Origin of the sequence: Terrabacter sp. Ter38 (genome assembly GCF_024519435.1) — a bacterium.
Lineage (GTDB): Bacteria > Actinomycetota > Actinomycetes > Actinomycetales > Dermatophilaceae > Terrabacter.
On the sequence record NZ_JALJRZ010000002.1, the window covers coordinates 130,367 to 153,969 of the forward strand.

Below are 23,603 nucleotides of genomic sequence, written 5' to 3' on the forward strand. Positions count from 1 at the left end.
ACTCACTGGAAGTAGCCGTTGGACTTCTGGTTGGCGTCGATGTTCTTGACCGCCTGGTCGAGCGCCTGCTTGGGGTCGGCGCCGTTGAGGATGTCCTGCGCGGTCTTCGTGAACTCCGTCGCGATGAAGGGGTAGCCGGGCGTCACGGGACGCAACAGGGCGAACTTCTTCGCGTAGTCGAGGAAGATCTCGTTCTCCCCGCCCTTCTCGTAGCCCTTGACCTGCGCGGCGGCCGCGTCCGTCGCCGGGATGTTGTTCGTGTCCCGGGCCACGCTCGCGACGTACTTGTCCTGCGCCGCGAACTTCATGTAGTCGAGCGCGCCGGCCTGGTCGGAGCAGTTCTGCGAGATGCCCCACTGCCACGAGCCGCCACCGATCTTCGGGCCGGTGCCGAGGTCCGGCGGCGGGAGGAAGAGGGTGTCCTTGCCGAAGGCCTTGCGGGTGTCGACCGCCGTCCACGTGCCGTTGTAGAGGATCCCGGTCTTGCCGTTGATGAAGTCCTTGGCCGGGTCGGCGCCGGACTTGAGCGGGACCAGCCCGTCGGTGACGAGGCTCCGGAACCACGTCGCCCACTCGACGGCCTTCGGCCCGTTGAGGGAGCCCTCGGCCGTCTTGTAGCCGTCGCGGTTGATGAGGTCGCCGCCGAAGCTCTGGAGCATCGGGGAGTACGCGTAGGGCCACCACTCGCCGGTGAAGCTCGTCGCGATGTCGAGCGGGTTCTGGAAGTCGCCGGACGCCTTGATCTTCTTCAGCGCCGCGTCGAACTCGTCCTTCGTCCACGGGGAGTCGGCGGTCGGGACGCGGATGCCGTACTTGTCGAGGATCGTCTTGCGCGTGACCATGACGAGCGCGACGTCGTAGTAGCCGTAGGAGTACGTCTTGTTGTCCCACTTGCCGAGCACCGTCGGCAGGTACTTCGAGAGCGTGGCGTCGAGCCCGTCGAGCGGCGCGAGGTAGCCGGCCCACGCCCAGTTCGGCACGTTGGGGCCGTCGATGTCGAGGATGCAGGGCAGCTTCTTGGAGGCCGCCGCCGCGACGACGGACTGGTTGTAGCTGTCCTGCGGGAAGGCCTGGATCTTGACCTTGTACTTGGACTGGCTCTTGTTGTAGTCGTTGACGATCGCCGTGATGGCCGCGAGCTCGGCCTTGTTGCCGGCGTTGTGCGTCCACATCGTCAGCTCGCCCCCGGCGCCGCCGGAGCTGGAGCTGCCGCCCTTGGTGCAGGCGGCCATGGAGAGGGGCAGCGCCGCGGCGAGCAGGCCGACGGCGACGCGCTTGGTGGTGGGGGTGAGCTTCATCGGTTCCTCCGTGGTGGGAAGGTCAGCGTCAGTGCTAAAACCTTTCAGCCCCGAAGGTAGCGGCTCTGTCCAACCTTCCACAAGAGGTTGCTAAAACCTTTTCACCAGCAGGTATGCCGTGCCGGCGCCCTTACCGTGGGGTACGCTGTCCGCGGGCGCCCCGGGAGGGGGGCACCCGGCATACGCGATCCGGCGGTGCCGCGCCGAATGCGACGAACCGACGGGGGTGGCAGGTGACCAAGCGACCGACGCTTGCCGACGTCGCCGCCCTGGCCGGGATGTCCAAGACGGCGGTCAGCCTCGTGCTCAACGACCGCCCGGGCTCACGCCTATCCGCCGACGCGGTCGCCCGCATCCACGAGGCGGCACGCGAGCTGAACTACCGGCCCAACCCCGCCGCCCGCTCCCTGCGCCTCGGCACGACCGGCACCATCGGCTTCATCTCCGACGAGGTGACGATCACCCGCTTCGCGTCCGCCATGATCCGAGGCCTGCTCGACGTCGCCGACGAGCGCGACCAGGGCGTCCTCATCGCCGAGACCGGCAACCACCCCAAGCAGCTCGCCAAGGCGCTCGAGTTCATGATCGACCGCCAGGTCGACGGCATCGTGTTCGGTTCGATGGCCGCCCGTCTCCTCGACCTGCCACCGCTGCCCGAGTCGATGCGCGTCGTCACCGCCAACTGCGCGAGCAACGCCGGCGACGGCACCTACGCGTCCGTGCTGCCCGCCGAGCACGAGGCCGGTCGGGCCATGATGCGCCTGCTCCTCGAGCACGGCCACGGCGAAGGCATCGGCATCATCGGCAGCGCCCCGAGCGCCCCCGCCGACAGACGCTCCTCGGTGACGATCGGCGCGCGCTTCGCCGGTATCGACGAGGCGCTGGCCGAGGCGGGCGCGACACCCGTCGCCGTCGTCGACGTCGGCTCCTGGGAGCCGTGGAACGGCTACGCCGGGACGAAGCAGGTGCTCGAGTCGGGCGCCCCGGTCACCGCGCTGCTCTGTCTCAACGACCGGGTCGCATTCGGCGCCCACCAGGCCCTGGGCGAGCACGGGCTACGCGTCCCGGACGACGTTTCGATCGCCTCCTTCGACGACGACGAGATCGCCTCCTACCTGCGGCCCGCGCTGACGACCGCGAGGCTGCCCTACGAGGAGATGGGCCGGAAGGCGATGGAGCTCGTCCTCGGCCCCGACGAGCCGGGTGGGGAGCACCTCGTCGAGATGCCCGTCCAGGTGCGCGGCTCGATCCGCCCGCTCGACCGCTCGTCATCCTGAGTGCACGCGAACCGGTGGGCCGGGACGGACCCGGCCCACCGGCATACGCCATCCTCCGAGAGCTGCGGTCCGCCCCTCAGCGCACCCGCAGCGACGAGCTGTAGACCTCCTGGTTGGGCGTCGACCCGGCGAGTGTCGGGTTGCCGCGGAAGTCGGTCCACACCGGGTGGGCGATGAGGTCGCTGCCCATCGCGATGCTCGTGTAGTCACCGATGAAGGCGCCCTGGAGCTCACGGCCCGTCACGGCTCCGACGGTCACGAACTGCACCTGCGGGTTGCTCGTCGCCGTCGTCACCCGCGTCGTCGGCGACTTCTTGATGTTGCCGACCCCCGTGGCGCCGTTCATGACGACGTCGAGACCGACACCGTTCGGGTCGTAGGAGCGTGTGTAGCTCGAGATGGCCACGCGCCCGTTGTGGGCGGCGACGGCAGGGAAGACCTCGTCCGCCGACGACCCGAGCCGCACCGGCGCCTGCCACTGCACCCCGTTGCCCGAGGTCGCGACGAAGACGTCACCGTTGGTCTTGGTCGACCGGCCGTTGGCGTCGTAGCTGCCGTTCCGGTCGTCGGCCCAGGTGACGTAGAGGCGGTCGCTCGTCCGGTCGATGGCCATCGACGGGTAGCTGTTGATCCGGAAGTTCTCGCCGGTCAGGGCCGCGTTCTGCAGGTCGTCGTTGAACGGGAAGTCGTAGTCAGCCGAGACCTCGCGGCTCGAGAACGTCGCGCCGCGGTTCGTCGACTTCGCGACGATGACGGCGTCGTGGTCGGTGGCCTGGTCGCACGCGAGGCTCTGACAGACCGCCCCCTCGTAGGCGATGTAGAGGGCCCCGTCGGAGCCCACGAGCGGGAACGAGCCCTGGTCGAAGGGCGTGATGCCGCCCGCGCCTCCCGGCACGAAGGCCGGCGTCACCGAGGTGCGCGCGCTCCACGTGGCCCCGCCGTTGACCGACGTCGACACGACGATCGGTGATCCGTTGGGCCCGAAGCGAGTCCACGACACGTACGCGGTGCCACTGGTCTGGTCGACCCCGACCCACTCCTTGTCGTTGAAGATGTCGGTCGGCACGGGGTTGCCGCTCGCGTCCGCGCCGTCGAGCGCGACGATCGACGGCTCGCCCCACGTCAGGCCACCGTCGTGCGAGACGTTGACGGTGATCGCGCTGCCGTCGTTGAGCCGGCTGAAGGCGATGTTGGCGTAGTAGACCGTGTTGTGCGGCCCGAAGGCGATCGCCGGGTCACCCGCCGAGTCCATGTCGGACAGCGCACCGGTCGCGCCGGTCTGGAAGGTCAGGTGGGGCAGCACCACGTTGGTCCACGTGGCACCCCCGTCCATGGAGGTGTAGGCGAAGCCGGAGGAGTCGTTGCGGTTCTCTCGGCTGTTGAAGACCCGGTAGTCGTTCGAGCCAGCCACGAGGTTGCGTGGGTTGGCTGGGTTGACCGCGACGGTGGTCTCGTTCTGGGCGGCCGCGCAGCCGGCCTGCGAGCCCACGAGCACCGTGCTGTCGCCGACGATCGCATCGACGTTGGGCGCCGGGTTGCCATAGGGATTCGGGGCACCGAGGTAGCTCTGGCAGAGCGCCGAGAGCGACGGCTCGGGCGCCCCGTTGTCCTCGTCCTGGCCGTCCAGGAGCGCGTTGACCCGGAGCGGCTGGGCGTGCTTGAGGTGCGGGGAGGCATGGGCATGTCCCGGCGGCGCCGCACTGGCCGGCCCGATGGCCGGCACTGCCGTGAAGGCGAAGGAGACGAGACCGAGGCTGGCCAGCACGGCCACCCTCCGCCGACGGGTGTTCCCCATGGTGCACCTCTTCAAGGACTCGCGGACAGTGACGATCCCCCGACCTTCGGAAGGTACTCCCGGCCGACCTCCGTCGTGGCCGAACGCGAGTTTCGTTGAGACACAGACGATTGCGTATGCCGTGTGCCTGCGGGCGGCGGCTCCGCGCGGGACGCGTCGGGGCTGGGTGCCCGCTGGGCAAGGGCTGACTGTCGACCGACCGTGGACTGGATGATGGCTGGGTGAGGGCTGTGGTTGAGTCTGGGCGTCAGTGACGGCTCAGGGCGTCCCGTGCCGCCCTTCTCGGGGCTCGCGCGGGGCTCGCGGGGCTCGCTCGGGGTTCGCTCCGGCTCCCTCGGGGGCCGTCTCCGGGCGGGCGGCGGCCTGACGGTGGGCTGACTCCGGGACCCGGAGCACTGTCGGTGGTCCCGTCTAAACTCGTTACATGGCAAGCGAACCCACGATGCTCGAGCTCCTGAGGAGCCGGCTCACCGATCTCGAGGCGCGACAGCGCGCCACGGGCGGCGTCGCCGAGGGCCGGTTCTGGGAGCGCTTCGCCGGGAGGGTCGCATCTGCGCGGCCCGGGCCCGACGCTCGGCCGGATCGGGCGGGCAGGCAGACGCGGCCCGTGGCGCCTGCGGCTCGTCCGGAGCCCCGCATGGCGGGCCCGTGGTCGGGCCTGACGCACGCCGAGGCAGGCTCGCTCGAGCAGCTGGACCTGCGGCACCCGTCGTGGCTCGACGCCGCCGGCTACGAGCAGATGGTCGACGACCCGGCGTGGGTCGAGTCGACCTCGGCTCGCGCCGAAGCCTCGGCAACCGTCGACGAGACCATCGTCGTCGAGGCCGCGGCGGGGCTGGGACTGACCCGCCATGCCGAGGCCGAGCTGACCGCCGCGGCCGAGCGGGTCGCACGCCAGCGGCGCACCCACGAGGTCACGCTCGTCACCATCGTCTCCGAGCTCGTGTCACGCGGCATCGACGCACCGGACGGGCTGTCGCGCACCGACTGGCTCCGCAGCCTCGACCCGAGCCTGACTGCCGGGCAGGCCAAGGCGTTCGTCACGGTCGGCACCGCCCTGGCCGAGGCCCGGTGGGCGCGGCTGCGGCTGCTCGTGGCCACCCAGCAGGTCACCGTCGGCAACGCCGCCCAGATCGTCGAGTTCGACACGCGCACGGCCCCGGTCGCCGACCCCGACGACCTGACGACAGCGCTGTCCGACCTCACCGAGCAGGCGCCGCGGCTCCGCCCCGAGGAGCTCGCCCGTCTGGTCCGGCACCACACCGAGCAGGTCCGACCACCCCGCGACGAGGACCGGCTCGACCGCGGCCGCCGCGAGGCCCGCGGCCTGTGGTTCACGGCGCCGAACGCCACCGGCATGGTGGGCCTGCGCGGCGTGCTCGACCCCGAGGGCGCAGCCGTGCTCAAGGCTGCGATCGACCCGCTCTCGATCCCCTGCCCCGAGAAGGACGAGCACGGCCGCACGGTCACGCCCGACGACCGCACTCCCGCGCGACGGCGGATGGACGCCCTGCTGACGATGGTGCAACGCGGAGTCGCCTCGGCAGAAGGGGTCCCCACCACCGACAAGGCCAAGGTCGTCGTGCTCATCGACCTCGTGACCCTCCTCGACGACGTCCGCGGCACCGGCACGACGCTCACCGGCGAGGTTCTCTCGCCGGGAGTCGTGCGCCGGATGGCCTGCGACGCCGAGATCATCCCCATGGTGCTCGGTCGCGAGGGCGAGCCACTCGACGTCGGCCGCAGCCAACGCCTCTTCACCCGAGGTCAACGCCTCGCGCTCATCGCCCGCGACCAGGGCTGCAGCGTCGACGGGTGCACGGTGCCGGCGACGTGGTGCGACGCGCACCACGTCGTGCACTGGCGACACGGCGGCGCCACCTCCGTCGACAACGGGGCCCTGCTCTGCCCGAAGCACCACACCGAGGTCCACGACCGCGACCTCACGGCGACGGTCACCGCCACCGGCGTCACCTGGCACACCTGACGACCACGCCCCACACCCCGCCCATCCCGGGCGGGGTCATCGCCACGCCCTGGTCGATTCCGGGCGGCCCCGGACAGATCCTCGAGGGCGCCCTCTGAGCGGCCCCACCGGTGACGGCAGAGACCGTCAGGAGACGGTCGGCCGTTCGAGGCTCGGCGCGTCCGTCCGCGACAGCGTGATCATCGCGAGCTCCACGAGGTCGTGCTTCTCGACCTCGTGACCGAGAGCCGCGAGCCGGTCGGCCACCTGGGACTCCGTGTCGTTGCCCGTGAGGTCGACGGCGGCGACGAGGAAGACGCGACCCGGGCCGACGAACTCGAGGTGCAGGAAGGTGATCCGTTCGACCTCCGGGCTGTCGTGCAGGGCGTCGAAGGCCCGCTCCCACAGCTCCGGTCGCACGGCCTGCCCGACGAGGTAGTCACGGTTGCGGCTGATGAGGAAGATCGCGACGACGCCGAGCAGCAGGCCGACGAGGATCGAGCCGAGCGCGTCCCAGACCGCGTTGCCCGTGACCTGGTGCAGGAAGATCCCGAGCCCCGCGATGACGAGCCCGATGAGCGCCGCGGCATCCTCCGCGAAGACCGCCCGCAGCGTCGGGTTCGAGGTGTTGGCGATGAACTTCAGCGGCCGGAGGCCGAGGGCCCGAGCCTCGGACCGCGTCTGCCGCGTCGCCTGGACGAACGAGACGCTCTCGAGCACGAAGGCGATGGCGAGCACGGCATACGCCCACGTGTACGACGTCTCCGGCTCCTCGTGGCCGAGGACCGAGATGCCGTGCCAGACCGACACGACCGCGCCGGCGCCGAAGAGCCCGAACGCCGCGAACATCGACCACACGTACGCCTCGCGCCCGTAGCCGAAGGGGTGGGTCGTGTCGCGCTTCTGCCCCGCGCGCCGCTCGGCGACGAGCAGGAAGATCTCGTTGCCCGCGTCGGCCCACGAGTGAGCGGCCTCGGCAACCATCGACGCCGACCCGGTGATGATCGCGACGATCGACTTCGCCACGGCGATCAAGGCGTTCATCGCCAGCGCGATGATGACGGTGAGCAGACTCTCGCTCTTCTGGCCCTGCTCGCGCTCCGCCGTGTCAGCCATGTTCGTCAGTCTTCCGTTCGGGGGTCACCCGCTCAAGGGGCGCTCGAGCGGACTGCCCCGACGGCATACCCGATGGGGTCGTATGCCGTTCGCCGCACTCCCGGCCGAACGGCACGGGCCCGCTCGCCTCAGCTGTGGCGCACGACGTCGAAGCGGGTGCGCGCGTGACCGGCATACCCCCGTCCGGCGGTCTCGTGGGCGACGGTCACCTCGCCCGCAGCCCGTTCGACGACGACGGTCGTCGTGAGGCGCGCGGTGACACCCGCATCGTCACCACCTGCGACGGTCAGCCCGTCGTCCTCGACGAGCACCGACTCCCAGCGGCCGTCGACAACCGGGTCAAAGACGTGGAGCTCGACCGAATCGGGGCGGTAGCCGTCGGTCGACATCGGCGCCTCGGCCCACATCGGGATCGCGGCGCCAGCCCGGGCGAAGAGCGGGATGCGCTCGAACGGCGTCTCGACGGTGATCCGCTGGCCGCCGGGGTGCAGCTCGCCGGTGTGCCAGTCGTACCAGTCACCCTCGGGGAGGTAGACGGTGCGCGAGGTCTGCCCCTGCTCCGTCACCGGCGCGACGAGCAGGTCGCGGCCGAAGAGGTACTCGTCGTCGAGGTCGACGACGTTCGGGTCGTACTGGTGGTCGAGGACGAGCGGACGCTGCACCGGCTCGCCCGTCTCTGTCGCCCGGACGAACGCCGAGTAGATGTAGGGCAGGAGCCGGTAGCGCAGCCGGACGGCCTCGCGGGCGAGGTCGTGGATCTCGGGGCCGAACGACCACGGGTACTGGTCGATGTTGTTCGTCTCGGAGTGGTTGCGGCAGAAGGGAGTCAGCACGCCCATCTGCATCCAGCGCAGGAACAGCTCCGGGTTCGTGTCGCCCTGGAAGCCGCCGATGTCGGCGCCGACGAAGGGCTGGCCCGAGAGGCCGAAGCCGCATGCCATCGGCATGCTGACCCATAGGTGGTCCCACCGGGCCTGGTTGTCGCCCATCCAGTTCGCGGCGTAGCGCTGGATGCCGGCGAAGCCGGCGCGCGACAGGATGAAGGTCCGCGCCTCCGGCCGGGCGGCACGCAGTCCCTCGATGGTGCCCATGGCCATGAGCAGGGCGTACTGGTTGTGGAAGCGCTCGTGCGTGGCGCGCCCCTGGTCGAAGAGCATTGCCTGCGGGGCGATCTCGCCCGTCGCGGGCTCGTTCATGTCGTTCCAGATGCCCGCCAGCCCCGACTCGACGTGCTTGGCGTTGAGCGCGCCCCACCACGAGCGCGCCTCCGGCGTCGCGAAGTCCGGAAAGACGGTGTTGCCCGGCCAGACCTGGCCGATGTAGGTGTCGCCGCCCTCGGTGCGGCAGAAGACGCCCTGCTCGAGCCCGTCGTCGTACACCGCGTAGCCAGGGTCGTGCTTGACGCCCGGGTCGACGATCGAGATGGTGCGGAAGCCTTGGTTGGCCAGACCCTTGAGCATGCCGGCGGGGTCGGGGTAGCGCTCCGCGTCCCACGTGAAGACGCGGTAGCCGTCCATGTAGTCGATGTCGAGCCAGATGGCGTCGCAAGGGAACTCGTCGTCGCGGTAGCGCTTGGCGATGACCTCGACGTCCTTCTGCTTGTACGCGTGCCAGCGGCAGTGGTGGTAGCCGAGCGCCCAGATCGGAGGCAGTGACGCACGGCCGGTGAGCCATGTGTAGCGCTCGAGGATGCTGGCCATCGACGGCCCGGCGAAGACGTACTCCGTCCACTGGCCGCCGTGGAAGGTGACGCGGTACTCGTCGTCGTGGCTGAACTCGTACTCACCGCGGTAGCCGTTGTCGACGAACGAGCCCAGAGCGGCACCGGTGGCGGCCTCGCGCTGGTAGAAGAACGGGATCGTGACGTAGTACGGGTCGAACTCGGCGCTCGTCATGTCGGCCCGCGGATCGGCCGCGTCGAGCCCCGCCCGGAACTCCGCGGTCGCGTGCTCGTTGAGGACGTCGGTGTTCCACATCGTGAAGTCGCGGCCGCGACGGTTGTGGTGGCCGCCCTTCTCGCCGAGGCCGTAGATCGCGTCGTCGCGACCGATCCGGCGACGCGTCGTCCACGCGTCGTTGAGCGTGGCGTAGGCCCAGTAGCGGCCCTCCGGGTCCGGCGTCGACTCGATGACGACCGACCCGTCCGTGCGGTGCACGTCGACCCGGAACGGGTCGAGCCACAGGGTCACGACGAGGTCGTCGGTGACGAGCCTCCACGCGTCCTCCACCTGCTCGGCCCGCCACGTGACGTCACCCTCGCCATCCGGAGCAGCGAGCGGGTCGATGCACACGGCATACGTGGGCTTGTCGTCGAAGACGCCGCCGCGACTCAGCTGGATGCGCACCACGTCGGAGCGCACCGCGTCGACGCGCAGCTGCTCCCCGTGCAGCCGGGCGAGCAGCCCGCGGGGCGTCTCCTCGACGGAGTCGACGTGCTCGAATCGGATGAAGTGGTCGGTCCTCATGCGTCCACCCTGTCAAAGAAGAGGTGACCGCGTGGCGCGCGCCCGGACTCAGCCCACCTGCACTCAACCGACCTGGGCCGGCCCGATGCGGGGGTGGCGGATCGCCGCGCCGGTCGCGACGGGCGAGCGGCGGGACTCGCGCAGCACCCTCAGGACGAGCGCCGGGTGGACGAGCGACGTCGGCGGGTCGTCGAGCTGGAGCACCCGGTTGAAGGCCCGCGCGACGGGCACCGACACGTGCGAGGCGCGGATGACGCGCTGGAGGTAGCCGTTGACCTCGGCGGTGCCGAACGGGCGCGGCCCTTCAGTCGCGGGGTGGCCGAAGTCGCCGCCGACCGCGATCCGCCACGGGGACTCGATGATGCGAGCAGCCTTGCGGTGGAAACGTTTCGGCAGATCCTCCGAACGGACGCCCACCTGCGACGCGACCTCGCCGAGCGCCGCTGCCTGAAGTGCCGATGACGTCATGCCCTGCCCGTAGATCGGGTCGAAGCTGCTCGACGCGTCGCCGAGCATGACGAGCCCCGGGAGCAGGTCGCGGACCTTCTCGTAGTGCCGTCGCTGGCTCGCCGGGAAGCGGTAGGTCGAGACCTCCGAGAGCCGTTCGCAGCGGGCCATGAGCTGGCCGACCGCCGGGGACGGGAGGCTCGCCGCGAATGCCGCGATGCCCTCGTCGTCCGCCGGCGGGGCGTCACCGTGGACGCCGGCGAGCGTCACCTGCCAGCGGTCCCCCTCGACGGGCAGCACGGCACCGGCCCGGAACGAGCCCGGGTTCTCGATGCACACGACGAAGTGACCCTCGAAGTCGTGCGGCGACCGCCGCATCGTGAAGGACGCGTAGCCGATGTCGATCCCCACGCGGGTCACGGGTGGTTCGAGCACGTGCGACGCCGCGAGGTCGTGCGCGAGGCGCGAGCTGCGCCCGGAGCAGTCGACGACGAGGTCAGCCGGCCGTGCCTGCCCGTCCACGACGACACCCGTCACGCGACGCCCGGACCGGACGACGCCCTCGACGGTCACACCGTCCTCGACGGTGACCCCGGGCAGCGCCCTGACCCGTGCGCGCACGACGTGCTCGAGCAGGGGGCGGGTCTGCGAGATGGCGGGTCGGCCCCAGTCGCCGCGGGCACGGTAGGCGCCACCCTGGTGCACCCACGCGCCGGTGCCGTCGACGCGTACGGCCCCGTGGCCCTCGAGCTCGTCCTCGATGCCGGGGAACCAGTCGCGGAGCAGGTCGAGGCCCGCCGACAGGAGGAGGTGCAGGTGTCGGCCCTGCGGCACGCGACCGCGGGGGGCGACCGTCTCGGGCAGGTGCTCGCGCTCGAGCACGACGACCGACTCGGCGTGGTCGGCGAGTGCCCGCGCCGCGAGCAGTCCGGCCATGCTGCCGCCCACGACGACGACCTGACCCGAGCGACTGGCTGCCACAGCTCACCTCACCTCGCCGACGAACCCGAACCAGCACATGAACCACATGAACCGCATGAACCGCATGAACCGCATGAACAAGGACACGACAAGGCTAGAGCCGTGGGGGTTTGATGGGGGCATGACCGAGCACACCGACCTGCCGACCGCTGCCGCCGAGCCGTGCAGCCACGTCGCGGGTGACGCCCTCAGCCCGGCCGACCCGACGCCGGGGATGAGAAGGCAGGTCGCCCTGCACACCGAGTCGATGTGGTCGGGCACGGTGGACACCGAGGCCGGCGCCGTCTCCGGGTGGCACCACCACGGCGACCACGACACGACCCTCTACGTCGTCTCCGGCCGGATGCGGCTCGAGTCCGGCCCGGGCGGCGAGGTCGTCGTCGAGGCCGGCCCCGGCGACTTCCTCCGCGTGCCCGCCGGCGCCGTGCACCGCGAGTCCAACCCGGGCGACGGCACGTCACGGGCCGTCATCGTGCGCTGCGGCTCGGGCACGCCGACGGTCAACGTGGACGGACCCGCGCCCGCTCCGGCGCCCGAAGCCGCGACAGCACCGACGGCACCGGACGGCCCGACGGCACCTGACGGCACCTGAGGCACCTGAGGCACCTGAAGCGACCATGCCTGACCGACGAGGGAGCTGAGCGATGCGCGCGACGATCACGGCCAGCGGCGGCGCCGACCCTGCCGTCGTGTGGGCCCGCTACGAGCAGTTCGACCTCTGGTCGACGTGGTCGCCGCAGATCCAGGAGGTCATCGCCCCCGCACCGCACATCGCCGCCGGCCTCAACGGGCTCGTCGTCGGGCCCCTGGGGGTCCGGGTCCCGTTCGAGGTACTTGCCGTCGACGCCGAGGCGATGGAGTGGAGCTGGCACGTGCGGCTCGGCCCCGTGCACGCCACCCTCGACCACGTCGTCCGCCCCGCCCCCGGCGGCTGCACGACCGAGCTCACCATCGACGGCCCCGCCTTCGCGGTCATCGGCTACCGGCCGGTCGCGGCCCTCGCACTGCGCCGCCTCGTCCAGCGCGACCTCTAGCCGGCCGGCGGGACCGGTCCGTCCGACGGAGCCGAGCCCGGCGAGGGCATGCGCGTCGCCTCCGCCACCCGGCACGCCTCGACGATCTCGCGCAGGGCGCCATCGGCGTCACCCGCCGGGTCGAGGGCGCCGACCTCCCGCTCAGGACCGTGGATGCGGATGCCGTCCGGCAGCGCCGAGCTGATGACGATCGGCAGCGGGTCCGCGTCCGGGTGCCGCAACGACACGTCCTCGCGGTCGAGCCGACCGACGTAGACCGGCTCGACCCCGTGCCCGTTGGGCGTGGGACGGACGACGACGACGTTCACGTCGTCCGTCGCAGGCGCGATGCTGACGACCTGCTTGGCCGCAGCCAGGACGACGGAGGCCAGCCCGGCGGCATACACCCCGTTGCGCTCCCCCGGCGTGCGCCGACGCCACGTCGTGCGGCCCGACAGAGCCACGTGGGGCCACTCCTTGGCGACGATGCTGATCGTGGGGAAGCGCACGAGGACGGTCACGTAGGCACGATCGGTCACCGGGTCGCCCCCCGCGTCCAGACACGTGACGTCGCTGCCGGAGCTGCGCAGCGCCTCGTCGACGACGGTGACGACGACCGCCGGGTCGTGCGCCTCGAGCAGCTGCCACGCCAACGACGCGAGTGCCTCCCGCCGGTCGGCGAGCACCCGACGGGCGAGGTTGCTGGCACGCACGAAGGCCGAGACCTGTTCGGCGGAGAGCGCCTGGAGCTCCGCCCTCCGAGCCCGTGACAGGCCCTTGGCCGTGGCGCCGGTCGCGGCGAGAGCCTGCTGGCGGACCTCCGACCTCTCGGCGGCCGTCATGGGCACGAACGGGGTCACGACAGGCGGTCTGATGGAAGTGAAGGTGTGCCGATGCAGGGAGCAGAGGTCGCGGTCGACGGCGAGCGCTTCTTCGCGGTCGGTGACGCGACGGGCCTCGCGCCCTCGACGGGCGAGGTTGCTCACGGAGAGCGCGCTGGCGACGCTGCGCTCGCCTTCCTCGCGCCCGTCTCCCTCCTCGCCCCGCACCGCCCCCGCGGCAACGACACCGCCCGGGTCCCGGCGACGGCGACGCAGCAGGCGCAGCCCACCCTGGCCGCCTCCCCGCCCTCCTCGCCCGGCCCGGTCGGCGCTCGGACGAACCGACGGGCCCGGCCGGCGTGACTGCGCTGGAGAGAGGCCGGCCATCGCTGCCTCGACGGCCGGGGTCATGACGCCGACGAGCGCGGCGGCAACCGGCGCACCGGCCCGGAGCTGCACGCGCAAGCCAGACGGGTGCGACACGAGCCGCAGGATCGGTGACAGCCGGATGCCGGGTGACACCCTCGGCTCGTCGTCTGAGCCTGCGCCGTCCGCGGGTGTCTCGGTCTGGGGGACCAGCCGTCCCGGCACCGCCGCCACGAGGCCGTCGAGGACCGACCCGCGGGTAGGCGGCGCGTCGCTGCCGAAAGCCGAGACGCCCCGCCCGGGTGGCTCGTGGTACTCGTGTCGCGCCGTGGTCGCCGGCTCTCCGGCGACACCGCCCGACGAGGTGCCGTACGTCCCGTCCGGAGCGCGCCGGCCTCGGTCCGAGAAGAGGGCGCCGAGCGACACCGTGGACTGGGCGGCCACCGTGGCGACCGGGAAGGACACCTTGCCCAGCCGCCCGCCTTTGCCGCGCTCCTGGGGCTCACCCGATGCAGGCTGTGGGGCGGGCACCGACCAGAACCTCCAGTCGGCCGGGGGCTCGGGCCAGTCCGGGGCGGGGAGCCACTCGTCCGACGGCTCCCACGTCGCAGGAGGCATGGGCCATCCCGGCGGTGGGTTGAAGACAATCGGCACGGCACGGCTCCCTCGGCCACCCCACATGGCCCTCCCCGCTGGGCCGAACACGCATCGAGGGGGCCGCGGACGAGGGGTGGTCCGGACGTCCGTGCGCCCCGTCGTCGCAGCGTAGCCCTCGGAGCTCCGGTCGCGGTCGCCTCGCGTGGCCCGCTGTCCCGGCGCTTCCGCTCGAGCCAGCACGGGAAGCCCCCGCATACGCGGGTCGATGCAGTCATCGTGTCCGAAATGGTCGGATACGCCGTATTCCCAACGGCTTTGGCGTCGGACGGCCTTGGATGGGCATAGCCGGTGATGCGCGGGCCAGGCAGTCCCAGCCGGGCGACCGTGGGTCCCAGCCGGGCGACCGAGCAGCTGTCAGCTCAGTCGAGCCCGACCTCGAGCAGACCGTCGAGCTGCTCGTCGACGAGCGCTTCGACGCACACCCGCACGATCTCCATGACGTCCGCGTCGGGGGCCACGGCCGCGAGGTGGTGGGCCGGGCCGTCGAACTGCATCGGCCGGGTCGCCGACCCGAGCAGCAACGGCAGCGGGTCGGCGAGGGCCGGGCGCAGCGTGACCGCCTCCCGGCTCAGGCTGCCGACATAGATCGGCTCGAGCCCCTCACCCGTCTCGGTCGGTCGCACGATGACGAGGTGGATGTCGTCGGTCGCTACTGCGACGCTGATCGCTCGGCGGGCGGCGGCCAGGGCGAACGATGCGAGGCCGCCGAGGTAGAGCGCGTTGCGCTCGGAGCGGGTGCGGCGGCGCAGCATCGGACGTCCGCTCGACGAGACGCCCGGGCCGCGCTCGCCGACGATGTCGAGCGAGGGATAGCGGGCCACGACCGTGACGTAGCCGCGCGAGGTCTCGGCGTCCCACCCGGCGTCGACGCACGTGCAGCCGCACTCCGCCGCCGCAAAGTCGGCGTCGAGCTCGGCGATGACGGCGCAGCGCTCGTGCCCGGCGAGCCCGTTCCACTGGTCGTCGAGCGCGGCGGCCCGGTGCTGGGCGATGACGGCGTGCGCGACGTCGAGGGTGCGGCTGAAGCCGTCCGCCTCGGTCTCGGCGATCGCCCTGGCCTTGGAGCGGGCCGCGCGCTTGAAGAGGGACACCTGCGGCAGCGCGGCGTTGAAGGCCTTGCGCTCCAGGAGACTTCGCTCCTTGGCCGACAGTGCCGCCGTCTCGGGTGGCTCGGGACGCCGACGGGGTGGGTGGTTCTCGCGGTGCAGCCCGGCGAGCGCCTCCTCGACCGACCCCAGCGCGTTGAGGTCGCCGGACTCCTGGGCCTGCCGCGACCGCACCTCGAGCTCGGCGAGAGTCAGCGCCGCGTCGGAGCCGCGATCGGAGACGGACGAGACGTCGGTGCGAGCGCCGACGCCGGTGCCGACACGCGGGGCCGCCGTCTCGTCGAGCAGGGCGCGGAGTCCGGACGTCGAGGACCTGAGCCGCACCTCGGGTGCGACCCTGAGCAGAAGGTCCACCTCAGAGGTCCAGCCGGCCCGCAGAGGTCAGCAAGCCGTCGAGCTCCCACGAGCTCTCGGCGGAGGCGCGCGCCGCGGCCGGCTCGACTGCGCGGCCGGGCGAGGTCGCCACCTCGAGGGCCTCGGACGAGGCGCGGGCCCGCAGGCCGGCGAGCCAGCTCCCGCGATCGGTGCCGTAGGCGACGGAGGTGGCCGAGGTGGCCGAGGTGGCGGAGGTGGCGGCGGCCGTGCGGGGCGGGGAACCGACGCGCGGCGTGCCGCCCTCGCCCACGGCGCCGGCGGCCCGCTGCTCGACGACCCAGAAGCTCCAGCCGCGCGGCGGCGTCGGCCAGGTGGGGTCCGGCATCCAGTCATCGCCCGGAGCCCACGACGACGACGGAACCGGCCATCCCGGAGGAGCATTGAAGCGCACCGACATGTCTACCCCTTTGACCAGAGCCTCGACGGGGTCAACCCTGACCTCGACCCCACAAGCGCACGGTACGACCCAAAGAGGGTCAAAGTCTCCGAAATGGACAAAAAGGCGAGCGCGTCCACCCGACCGCTCTCAGGGACCGTTGGGGGACGGCTCGGGGTCGACCCCGATGGGCACCGTCACCCCCGACCGCCACGCTGGAGGCATGACGACGAGCACGCTCTCCCCGGCCCGCGCCGCCGGCTCCCCGAGAGCCCACACCGCACCGGCCGCGTATGCCGTCACGCCACCGACCACGCACCGCACCCCTCCCCCGTCCGCCGCCTCCGCGACGTCCCCCGCTGTCCCCGCCGCTGTCCCCACCACTGTCCCCACCACTGTCCCCGCCACTGTCCCAGCCGGCCGGGTGACGTCGCCGGCACCCGCGAGGGTGTCCACGCGTACGCCCACGCTCCCGGGCACGCGGGCGGCGACGGACCGCGTGCCGCTCCTGGCGCTGCTCGCACCGCTCCTGCTCTTCACCCACGGCATCGTCGACTGGGTCGACGGCCTCGACTCCCTCGACGGGCTCCGCGGTCTCGGTGGGCTCGGCGGGGTCGCCGCAGCCCGCGACGAGGGCGCCCTGTCGGTGGCCGCGGGCGTGCTCCTCGTCCTGTCGGTCGCGGGCTTCGCGTGGCTGACCGCGGGCCTCGGCGCTCGGCTGCGCCATCTCCCCCTCGCGGTGCCGACGGCGCTGCTCGCGGCGTTCGGGGCGGGCGCGACGGCGGCCGTCTGGGTCGGTCAGATCACTGGCCTCATCGGCCACTCGGCGCCCGCCGCACTCTCCTCGGGCGGCGGCGTCCTGACGGCCGTGGCCCTCGCGATGGTGCTCGTCGCCCTCACCGTCGAGGGGCACCTGCCCGCCGGCTCGCTCGCCCTCGCGGCCGTCTCGGTCGGGATCATGCTGCTGCCTTGGGGCCTGGGCCCGCTCGCCTCGCTCGTGCTCCTCATCGCCCTCGCCCCGCTCACCCGGCCGGTCGAGGCGGACTGAGAGCCCGACCCGGGCGCCCCGGCCTGGCCCATGGGCCACCCGGGGCCAGGCCTCCGTGACGATGTCGACGAGCGGACTGACCGGTAGCCCCCAAGGATGTGGGGACGCGCCCGATCCAGGGCGCTGTCATTTGTTCCTCACACCACGGGAGCTCACACATGCGCCACCCCAGCCTGACCCGACGCGGCATCGTCGCCGTCGCGTCGCTCGCCCTCGCCTCGACCGCCGCGATCGGTGGCGTCGCCGTCGCCTCGACCGACGCGACCACCACCGAGCCGGTCTCGACGCCGGTCACCATCAACACCCCGGACGGCCAGCTCATGAGCTACGTCGTCAACGCGCGCATCGCCAACCCCGGCCAGACGCGTCTCGTCGAGACCGCGGTCAGGGCCGCGGGCGGCGTCGTCGTCCAGTCGTGGCCGCAGATCGGCGTCGTCATCGCGCACTCGAAGGTCTCCACCTTCCGGGCCGACGTCGTCGCGGCGGGCGGCAAGGCCGTCGAGTCGGTCGGCGCGACCCGCACGGTCGCCGTATCCGAGGGCACGCCCCAGGTCGCGGGGGCGTCCTGGGGCCGCGGCGCGTCCGGCTACAAGCAGGGCGCGAAGAAGGCCGACAACGGCGACCTCGAGTCCGACGCGTCGCCGGCCGCCGCCAGCGACCCGCGCGAGGGCGAGCAGTGGGACCTCAAGATGATCAAGGCCGACCAGGCCCACGCGATCACCGACGGCTCCCGCAACGTGCTCGTCGGCGTCCTCGACAGCGGCATCGACCCCGACCACCCAGACCTCGCCGCCAACATCGACGTCGCCGACTCCGTCAACTGCACCGACGCCGGCCGCCCCGACCTCTCGGCCACCGGCTGGTACCCGACGACGAGCGACCACGGCACCCACGTGGCCGGCACGATCGCCGCTGCGCGCAACGGCGTCGGCATCGTCGGCGTCGCCCCGAACGTCCGGATGGCCGCGGTCAAGGTCGTCAACGACGCCGGGTTCATCTACCCGGAGTACGCCGTGTGCGGCTTCCTCTGGGCCGGGCTCAAGCACATGGACGTGACGAACAACAGCTACTACGTCGACCCGTTCGAGTTCTACTGCGAGGACCAGCCCGACCAGTACGCCGCCAAGGAGGCCGTCCGTCGCGCGGTGACGTGGTCGACGAAGCAGGGTGTCGTCCACGCGGCCGCGGCCGGCAACTCGGCCCGCGACCTGTCGGACAAGTCGTCGTTCACGGACACGACGAGCCCTGACGACCAGCAGCCCGCCGGTTTCGTCACCCGCACCCTCAACAGCGGCTGCGAGGACATTCCGACCGAGCTCGACGGCGTCGTGACGGTCAGCTCGATGCAGCGTTTCCCGGCGGGGACGATGGAGAGCCGTCTCTCCTCGTTCAGCAACCGCGGCCTCGGCACGATCGACGTCGCCGCTCCCGGTTCGTCGATCCTCTCCACGGTCGTGGCCAACAACGGCTACGGCACGAAGAGCGGCACCTCGATGGCGTCCCCGCACGTCGCCGGTGTGCTCGCGCTCATGAAGTCGGTGCACCCGACGTGGACGCCCGCGCAGATGATCGAGAAGCTGCGCCGGCAGGCCGACGACAAGGCGTGCGGCACGACGACCGGCGGCCCGGTCTGCGTCGGCCCGGTCGAGGACAACAGCTTCTTCGGTGAGGGTGTCGTCGACGCCCTCGACGCCGTCAGCTGACCCTCCGCGCAGGTCCCTCGCCGAACGTGGTGTTCGGTGTCGAACTCAGTGTCAGAACACGGTTTTCGACGCCGAACGCCGCGTTCGCGCGGTTTCAGGGGCGGGTCGGGCGGCTGGTCGGGCGGGGATGGCGGCGGAGGGAGCGAATGGTGCGGGCGAGGAGGACGAGGGCGACGAGCTGGGTCAACGCCACCACGCCGACCAGGGCCGGCAGCGAGCGGTCGTAGAGCCATCCCGCGACGAGACCGCCGACGATCGCGAACGCTCCCTGCACCCCCGCGAAGACGCCGTATGCCGTCGCGCGCCTCGGTGCCTCCACGACCTCCGCGACGAGCGCCTTGACCGTCGAGTCCTGCACTCCGTAGGCCAGGCCCCAGACCGCGACCCCGACGAGGGAGAGCGCCACCGAGCCCGACAGGGCGAGCGGGGGCACGAGCGCGACGAGCAGCGGCACGGCATACAGCACGGCGCCGCCGCGGCGGTCGTAGACGAGGCCCACCCCGAGCGCAGCGAGCGCCTCGACCGCCATGGCGCCGGCATAGACGACGGGGACCGTGGCGACGGGGACGAGCCCCTCGACCGTGAGGTGGTAGCCGATGATGCCGAAGGTCACGAGGCCGCCGGTCATGAGGCCCGCGGCGAGCGCGTAGCCGAAGAACTCGCGCGGCAGGCCCGACCCGACGGCGTCGGCGAACCATCCGCGCAGCCCGCCTCTCGACTCCTCGCCACCCGGAACCGCTTGCACCGCAGGCTCGCTCGACGCTGCCGACGTCTCCACGTCGTAGACCGACGGGTCGGGCACGCGCGAGCGGATGACCGCGAGGAGCAGCATCGCTGCCGTGCCGGGGATCGCGAGCACCGCCATGCTCGGCCAGATCGCGCCGGTCGCCGCGATGACGCCGGCGACGACGAGCGGCCCGGCGAACGCCCCGACCTGGTCGAGCGCCTTGTGCACGCCGAAGCCGCGGCCGCGCCCGACCGCCGATGCGACGTGGGCGAGCAGCGCGGACTTCGACGGGCTGCGCACGGCCTTGCCGGCGCGCTCGAGGAGGATGAGGACGGACGCGAGCGCGAGGCCCGCGCCGCCGACGAAGGGCGTCACGGCGAGCAGCGGCACGCACACGGCGGTGAGGCCGTAGCCGACGATCGTCAGACCCCAGTAGCGGCCGGTCCGGTCGGCGAGCGGACCGAAGACGAGGCGCAGCACGAGTGCCATCGCCTCCCCGGCACCGGTGACGAGCCCGACGACGACGGCCGTGGCACCGAGCGAGGCGAGGATCGGGCCGTACATCGAGCGCGCGCCCTCGTAGACCATGTCGGCGGCGAGGCTGACGAAGCCGAACCACCACACCACCCGCCACGCCGACCAGCGGCCCCGGGCGGGTCCGAGGCCGGCCGCGCTGGTGGGAACGCCGCTGGGAGCGTTGCCAGCCGGGTCGGTCATGCGGGGCAACCTAGCAACCCGACCTGCACCCGACCTACGAGGAGACCTACGAGGAGACCTGCACCCAGAGCCCGCTCCGGGCCTAGCCTGAACGGGTGAGCAACCCGGACCCCCACCCCGCCGAGGTCGTCTGCGGCGACGACCCCACCCCTTCGACCGTCGTCGTCCTGCCCTACCGCGAGGTGCCGCTCGGCGGCCCGAGAGCGATGCCGGTACGCCGCAGCCTCCCGCAGCGCGAGCGCTCGCTCATCGGGGCATGGTGCTTCGTCGACCACTACGGCCCCGACGACGTCTCGCAGACGGGTGGCATGGTCGTGCCCGGCCACCCGCACACCGGCCTGCAGACGGTGTCCTGGCTCTTCACCGGAGAGGTCGAGCACCGCGACTCCACCGGAGCCCACGCGTTCGTCCGCCCCGGCGAGCTCAACATCATGACCGCGGGCTCGGGCATCGCCCACTCGGAGTACTCCACCGCCGACACGACGGTCCTCCACGGTGCGCAGCTGTGGGTCGCGCTCCCCGAGGCCGACCGCAACACGCAGCCGGGCTTCGAGCACTACGCCCCGCCGGTGACCGAGGTCGACGGCGCGCGGGTCCTCGTCTTCCTCGGCACCCTCTTCGGCCAGACCTCGCCAGTCACGATGTTCTCCGACCTCGTCGGCGCCGAGGTGACGCTCACCGCCGGCAGCTCTCTCGACATCGACGTCGACCCTGCCCACGAGCACGGATTGCTCTGCGACACGGGCGTGCTCACGGTCGACGACGTCACGGCCAAGCCCGGCGAGATCGCCTTCCTGGCCACCGGGACCAGCCGCATCACCGTCGAGGCAGGCCCCGACGAGCCCACACGCCTCCTCGTGCTCGGCGGGGCACCCTTCGGTGAGCAGATCGTCATGTGGTGGAACTTCATCGGCCGCAGCCACGACGAGGTCGTCGGCTTCCGCGAGGACTGGCAGCGCGAGCGGTCGCCGCGCGAGGAGGGGTCGTATGCCGCCGCGGCACCCGGCGCGCGCTACGGCAGCTTCCCCGAGGCCTGGGACCACACCCTCCCCGCCCCCGGCCTGCCCAACCTGCGCCTGCGCTCCAGGGGCTGAGCCCGAGGGAACGTCAAGGGTTGACGTGAAGGGTTGACGTGAAGGGTTGGCGGCCGGGGTTTGGGGTCGGCCCACGGGCAGGACAAGGATGGCCCCATGCGCGCGACGACGATCCATGCCCCCGGTGACATCCGCCTGTCCGACCTGCCCGACCCGACGATCGAGGCGCCGACCGACGCCATCGTCCGCGTCGTGGCCGGCTGCATCTGCGGCTCGGACCTCTGGCCCTACCGCGGCGCCAACCCGATCACGGCCGGCTCCACGATCGGCCACGAGGCCGTCGGCGTCGTCGAGGAGATCGGCGACGACGTCCGGCAGATCAGGAAGGGCGACTTCGTCGTCATCCCGTTCGTCCACTGCGACAACACGTGCCCGCACTGCCTCGCCGGCATGACCTCGGTGTGCGACCACCAGGGCTGGACCGAGAGCGGCCAGGCCGAGCTCGTCCGCGTCAACCAGGCGGACGGCAGTCTGGTCGCGACCGACGGGATGCCCGACGACGCGATGCTCCCCTCGCTCCTCACCCTTGCCGACGTCATGGCCACGGGCTGGCACGCCGCCGTGTCCTCGCGCGTGCGGCCCGGCGGCACCGCCGTCGTCATCGGTGACGGAGCCGTCGGCCTCTGCGGCGTCATCGCCGCCAAGGAGCTCGGCGCCGACCGCATCGTCGCGATGTCGCGCCACCAGCCGCGCCAGGCCCTGGCCCGCGAGTTCGGCGCCACCCACGTCATCGCCGAGCGTGACGACGCCGGTGTCGAGGCCGTGATGGAGCTGACCGGCGGCATCGGCGCCGACTCGGTGCTCGAGTGCGTCGGCACCGACCAGTCGATGAAGACCGCCTTCCGCATCGGCCGCCCCGGCTCGACCGTCGGCTTCGTCGGCGCCCCGCACGGCGTCGAGCTGCCCGTCCGGCAGATGTTCGTGCGCAACGTCGGCCTCGCCGGTGGCATGGCTCCGGTGCGCACCTACCTGCCCGACCTGCTCGAGCGCGTCCTCGACGGCCGCATCGACCCGGGCCGGGTCTTCGACCTGACGCTTCCGCTCGACGAGGTCGCCGAGGGCTACCGCGCCATGGACGAGCGCCGTGCGATCAAGGTCCTGCTGCGCCCCTGAACGAAGCCTGACCCCGCCTGACCCGCCTGAACGGCCTGAACGGCCCGACCCGCCTGACCAACCCTGGACAGCGGCCGATCGGCGACAGCACCGGCGACAGCACCGGCGACACCGAACGGGTATGCCGTGTGGGCACCAAGCCGTCGACGCTCGCGCTCCGAAGACCGGACGTGACACGCGAACCCGAGCACACGGCATACCCGACGGCGGACCAGGAGAGAGACGTGACGCACGCCCGGCTCATCGACACCGCAGCCCCGAGCGCACCACGCGGCATCGTCCTTGTGCTGCACGGTGGCGCGGCGCGGCGCGCGCCGATGCGCGTCAGCCCGACCCAGCTGTCGGTGCTGCGGATGGTGCCGATCGCGAGTCGCATCGCGCGCGCCGCGAAGGGCGAGCTCGCCGTGCTGCGCCTACTCAACTCGACGCGCGGCTGGGACGCCCACCACACTCCGGTCGACGACGTGCGCTGGGCCCTGGGCGAGGTGGCCGACCGCTTCGGTCCCGACCTGCCGGTCTGCCTCGTCGGGCACTCGCTCGGCGGTCGTGCCGCGCTGCTCGCGGCCGGCGAGGATCCCGTCGTCAGCGCCGTCGCGCTCAACCCGTGGGTCTACCCCAGCGAGGGACACCTCGACCTGACCGGGCGACGCGTCCTCGTCATCCACGGAGACGACGACCGCATCGCCCGACCGACGAGCTCGGCGGCGGTGGCCCGCGACCTCGCCCGCACCGCCGAGGTGGGCTACGTCACCGTCGAGGGCGGCAAGCACGCGATGCTCCGGCGCCACGGCGTCTTCGACGGCCTGGCCGCCGACTTCGCGGTCGCGACCCTGCTCGGCCGCCGACCCGAGGGCGTCATCGGCCGGGTCCTCGCCGGTGAGGCCTGGCTCGACGTCTGAGCCGACGTGCGAGCCGACGTGCGAGCCGACGTGCGAGCCGAGGTGTGATCAGGCGCCTGAGGCCAGACACCACGGAGACGGCCCTCAGCCCGTCTTGCGGCGGGCTCGTCGGTCCAGCTCAGCTTTTAGGTCTGTGACCATTCGGTCGCTGGACGCGTACGTACTTTGCAGTCGTGCGTCTCGCCCAATACAGTCGGGTCACCCCTTTCACCGACCGGTCCGGAACTGAAGTGAGGACCAGGA

Annotated in this window: 19 protein-coding genes; 9 read left to right on the plus strand and 10 right to left on the minus strand. The window is 72.1% G+C overall.

What is annotated here, in order from left to right:
- Nucleotides 1-2 precede the first annotated feature (2 nt).
- Nucleotides 3-1,298 carry a sugar ABC transporter substrate-binding protein gene (locus NR112_RS05495; RefSeq protein ID WP_256792982.1) on the minus strand — a complete coding sequence of 432 codons (1,296 nt, stop codon included), beginning with the start codon at nucleotides 1,296-1,298 and terminating at the stop codon, nucleotides 3-5.
- A gap of 233 nt (nucleotides 1,299-1,531) precedes the next feature.
- Between NR112_RS05495 and NR112_RS05500 the strand changes: the two genes are divergently transcribed.
- Complete coding sequence (locus NR112_RS05500; RefSeq protein WP_256792983.1) at nucleotides 1,532-2,575, plus strand: LacI family DNA-binding transcriptional regulator; 1,044 nt, start codon at nucleotides 1,532-1,534, stop codon at nucleotides 2,573-2,575.
- Nucleotides 2,576-2,651: 76 nt separating this feature from the next.
- Here NR112_RS05500 and NR112_RS05505 read toward each other — a convergent pair whose 3' ends face one another.
- A complete protein-coding gene (locus NR112_RS05505; RefSeq protein WP_256792984.1) occupies nucleotides 2,652-4,370 on the minus strand; it encodes a sialidase family protein in 1,719 nt (572 codons plus the stop codon).
- Between the two features lie 424 nt (nucleotides 4,371-4,794).
- Here NR112_RS05505 and NR112_RS05510 point away from each other — a divergent pair, with 424 nt between their 5' ends.
- Complete coding sequence (locus NR112_RS05510; protein WP_256792985.1) at nucleotides 4,795-6,357, plus strand: HNH endonuclease signature motif containing protein; 1,563 nt, start codon at nucleotides 4,795-4,797, stop codon at nucleotides 6,355-6,357.
- A 126-nt stretch (nucleotides 6,358-6,483) separates the two neighbouring features.
- Here the strand turns inward: NR112_RS05510 and NR112_RS05515 are convergent, their stop codons facing one another.
- From NR112_RS05515 to NR112_RS05525, 3 genes are all read right to left on the minus strand, one after another.
- On the minus strand, nucleotides 6,484-7,452 hold the full coding sequence (locus NR112_RS05515; protein ID WP_256792986.1) for a cation diffusion facilitator family transporter: 969 nt from the start codon (nucleotides 7,450-7,452) through the stop codon (nucleotides 6,484-6,486).
- A 128-nt stretch (nucleotides 7,453-7,580) separates the two neighbouring features.
- A complete protein-coding gene (locus tag NR112_RS05520) occupies nucleotides 7,581-9,917 on the minus strand; it encodes a TIM-barrel domain-containing protein (RefSeq protein WP_256792987.1) in 2,337 nt (778 codons plus the stop codon).
- Between the two features lie 63 nt (nucleotides 9,918-9,980).
- Nucleotides 9,981-11,345 (minus strand): FAD-dependent monooxygenase, encoded by a 1,365-nt coding sequence (locus tag NR112_RS05525; protein ID WP_256792988.1) that lies wholly within the window; start codon nucleotides 11,343-11,345, stop codon nucleotides 9,981-9,983.
- 121 nt (nucleotides 11,346-11,466) lie between these two features.
- Between NR112_RS05525 and NR112_RS05530 the strand changes: the two genes are divergently transcribed.
- Both NR112_RS05530 and NR112_RS05535 read left to right on the plus strand, forming a co-directional pair.
- On the plus strand, nucleotides 11,467-11,937 hold the full coding sequence (locus NR112_RS05530) for a cupin domain-containing protein (protein ID WP_256792989.1): 471 nt from the start codon (nucleotides 11,467-11,469) through the stop codon (nucleotides 11,935-11,937).
- Nucleotides 11,938-11,989: 52 nt separating this feature from the next.
- Complete coding sequence (locus NR112_RS05535; RefSeq protein ID WP_256792990.1) at nucleotides 11,990-12,379, plus strand: SRPBCC family protein; 390 nt, start codon at nucleotides 11,990-11,992, stop codon at nucleotides 12,377-12,379.
- On the opposite strand, the gene NR112_RS05540 is transcribed toward NR112_RS05535, so the two are convergent.
- From NR112_RS05540 to NR112_RS05555, 4 genes are all read right to left on the minus strand, one after another.
- Nucleotides 12,376-14,163, minus strand: a complete 1,788-nt coding sequence (locus tag NR112_RS05540) for a hypothetical protein (protein WP_256792991.1) — start codon at nucleotides 14,161-14,163, stop codon at nucleotides 12,376-12,378. The two genes, NR112_RS05535 and NR112_RS05540, sit on opposite strands and share 4 nt — an antisense overlap.
- 398 nt (nucleotides 14,164-14,561) lie before the next feature.
- Nucleotides 14,562-15,662, minus strand: a complete 1,101-nt coding sequence (locus NR112_RS05545) for a hypothetical protein (RefSeq protein WP_256792992.1) — start codon at nucleotides 15,660-15,662, stop codon at nucleotides 14,562-14,564.
- A gap of 1 nt (nucleotide 15,663) precedes the next feature.
- A complete protein-coding gene (locus NR112_RS05550; RefSeq protein ID WP_256792993.1) occupies nucleotides 15,664-16,008 on the minus strand; it encodes a hypothetical protein in 345 nt (114 codons plus the stop codon).
- A 201-nt stretch (nucleotides 16,009-16,209) separates the two neighbouring features.
- On the minus strand, nucleotides 16,210-16,374 hold the full coding sequence (locus NR112_RS05555; protein WP_256792994.1) for a hypothetical protein: 165 nt from the start codon (nucleotides 16,372-16,374) through the stop codon (nucleotides 16,210-16,212).
- A 133-nt stretch (nucleotides 16,375-16,507) separates the two neighbouring features.
- On the opposite strand from NR112_RS05555, the gene NR112_RS05560 reads away from it, so the two are divergent.
- Both NR112_RS05560 and NR112_RS05565 read left to right on the plus strand, forming a co-directional pair.
- Nucleotides 16,508-17,107, plus strand: coding sequence for a hypothetical protein (locus NR112_RS05560; RefSeq protein ID WP_256792995.1), 600 nt, complete (start codon nucleotides 16,508-16,510; stop codon nucleotides 17,105-17,107).
- 158 nt (nucleotides 17,108-17,265) lie between these two features.
- The gene (locus NR112_RS05565) at nucleotides 17,266-18,810 is read left to right on the plus strand and encodes a S8 family serine peptidase (RefSeq protein WP_256792996.1); all 1,545 of its coding nucleotides are present in this window, start codon (nucleotides 17,266-17,268) and stop codon (nucleotides 18,808-18,810) included.
- Nucleotides 18,811-18,904: 94 nt separating this feature from the next.
- Here NR112_RS05565 and NR112_RS05570 read toward each other — a convergent pair whose 3' ends face one another.
- Nucleotides 18,905-20,254 carry an MFS transporter gene (locus tag NR112_RS05570; RefSeq protein WP_256792997.1) on the minus strand — a complete coding sequence of 450 codons (1,350 nt, stop codon included), beginning with the start codon at nucleotides 20,252-20,254 and terminating at the stop codon, nucleotides 18,905-18,907.
- Between the two features lie 95 nt (nucleotides 20,255-20,349).
- Between NR112_RS05570 and NR112_RS05575 the strand changes: the two genes are divergently transcribed.
- The 3 genes from NR112_RS05575 (at nucleotide 20,350) to NR112_RS05585 (ending at nucleotide 23,360) form a co-directional block, all read left to right on the plus strand.
- Nucleotides 20,350-21,348 (plus strand): pirin family protein, encoded by a 999-nt coding sequence (locus tag NR112_RS05575; protein ID WP_256792998.1) that lies wholly within the window; start codon nucleotides 20,350-20,352, stop codon nucleotides 21,346-21,348.
- A gap of 96 nt (nucleotides 21,349-21,444) precedes the next feature.
- Entirely contained in the window at nucleotides 21,445-22,461 is a 1,017-nt protein-coding gene (locus NR112_RS05580; protein ID WP_256793000.1) for a zinc-dependent alcohol dehydrogenase family protein, read from the plus strand.
- A gap of 170 nt (nucleotides 22,462-22,631) precedes the next feature.
- Nucleotides 22,632-23,360, plus strand: coding sequence for an alpha/beta hydrolase (locus tag NR112_RS05585; RefSeq protein WP_256793001.1), 729 nt, complete (start codon nucleotides 22,632-22,634; stop codon nucleotides 23,358-23,360).
- Nucleotides 23,361-23,603: the final 243 nt, after the last annotated feature.

Excerpts from the sequence above, each read along its gene's own strand:
- NR112_RS05550 (WP_256792993.1), bottom strand. The coding sequence starts at position 16,008 with ATGCCGGACCCCACCTGGCCGACGCCGCCGCGCGGCTGGAGCTTCTGG.
- NR112_RS05530 (WP_256792989.1), top strand. The coding sequence starts at position 11,467 with ATGACCGAGCACACCGACCTGCCGACCGCTGCCGCCGAGCCGTGCAGC.
- NR112_RS05540 (WP_256792991.1), bottom strand. The coding sequence starts at position 14,163 with ATGCCTCCTGCGACGTGGGAGCCGTCGGACGAGTGGCTCCCCGCCCCG.
- NR112_RS05565 (WP_256792996.1), top strand. The coding sequence starts at position 17,266 with ATGCGCCACCCCAGCCTGACCCGACGCGGCATCGTCGCCGTCGCGTCG.
- NR112_RS05515 (WP_256792986.1), bottom strand. The coding sequence starts at position 7,452 with ATGGCTGACACGGCGGAGCGCGAGCAGGGCCAGAAGAGCGAGAGTCTG.
- NR112_RS05495 (WP_256792982.1), bottom strand. The coding sequence starts at position 1,298 with ATGAAGCTCACCCCCACCACCAAGCGCGTCGCCGTCGGCCTGCTCGCC.
- NR112_RS05535 (WP_256792990.1), top strand. The coding sequence starts at position 11,990 with ATGCGCGCGACGATCACGGCCAGCGGCGGCGCCGACCCTGCCGTCGTG.
- NR112_RS05510 (WP_256792985.1), top strand. The coding sequence starts at position 4,795 with ATGGCAAGCGAACCCACGATGCTCGAGCTCCTGAGGAGCCGGCTCACC.
- NR112_RS05520 (WP_256792987.1), bottom strand. The coding sequence starts at position 9,917 with ATGAGGACCGACCACTTCATCCGATTCGAGCACGTCGACTCCGTCGAG.
- NR112_RS05505 (WP_256792984.1), bottom strand. The coding sequence starts at position 4,370 with ATGGGGAACACCCGTCGGCGGAGGGTGGCCGTGCTGGCCAGCCTCGGT.
- NR112_RS05580 (WP_256793000.1), top strand. The coding sequence starts at position 21,445 with ATGCGCGCGACGACGATCCATGCCCCCGGTGACATCCGCCTGTCCGAC.
- NR112_RS05570 (WP_256792997.1), bottom strand. The coding sequence starts at position 20,254 with ATGACCGACCCGGCTGGCAACGCTCCCAGCGGCGTTCCCACCAGCGCG.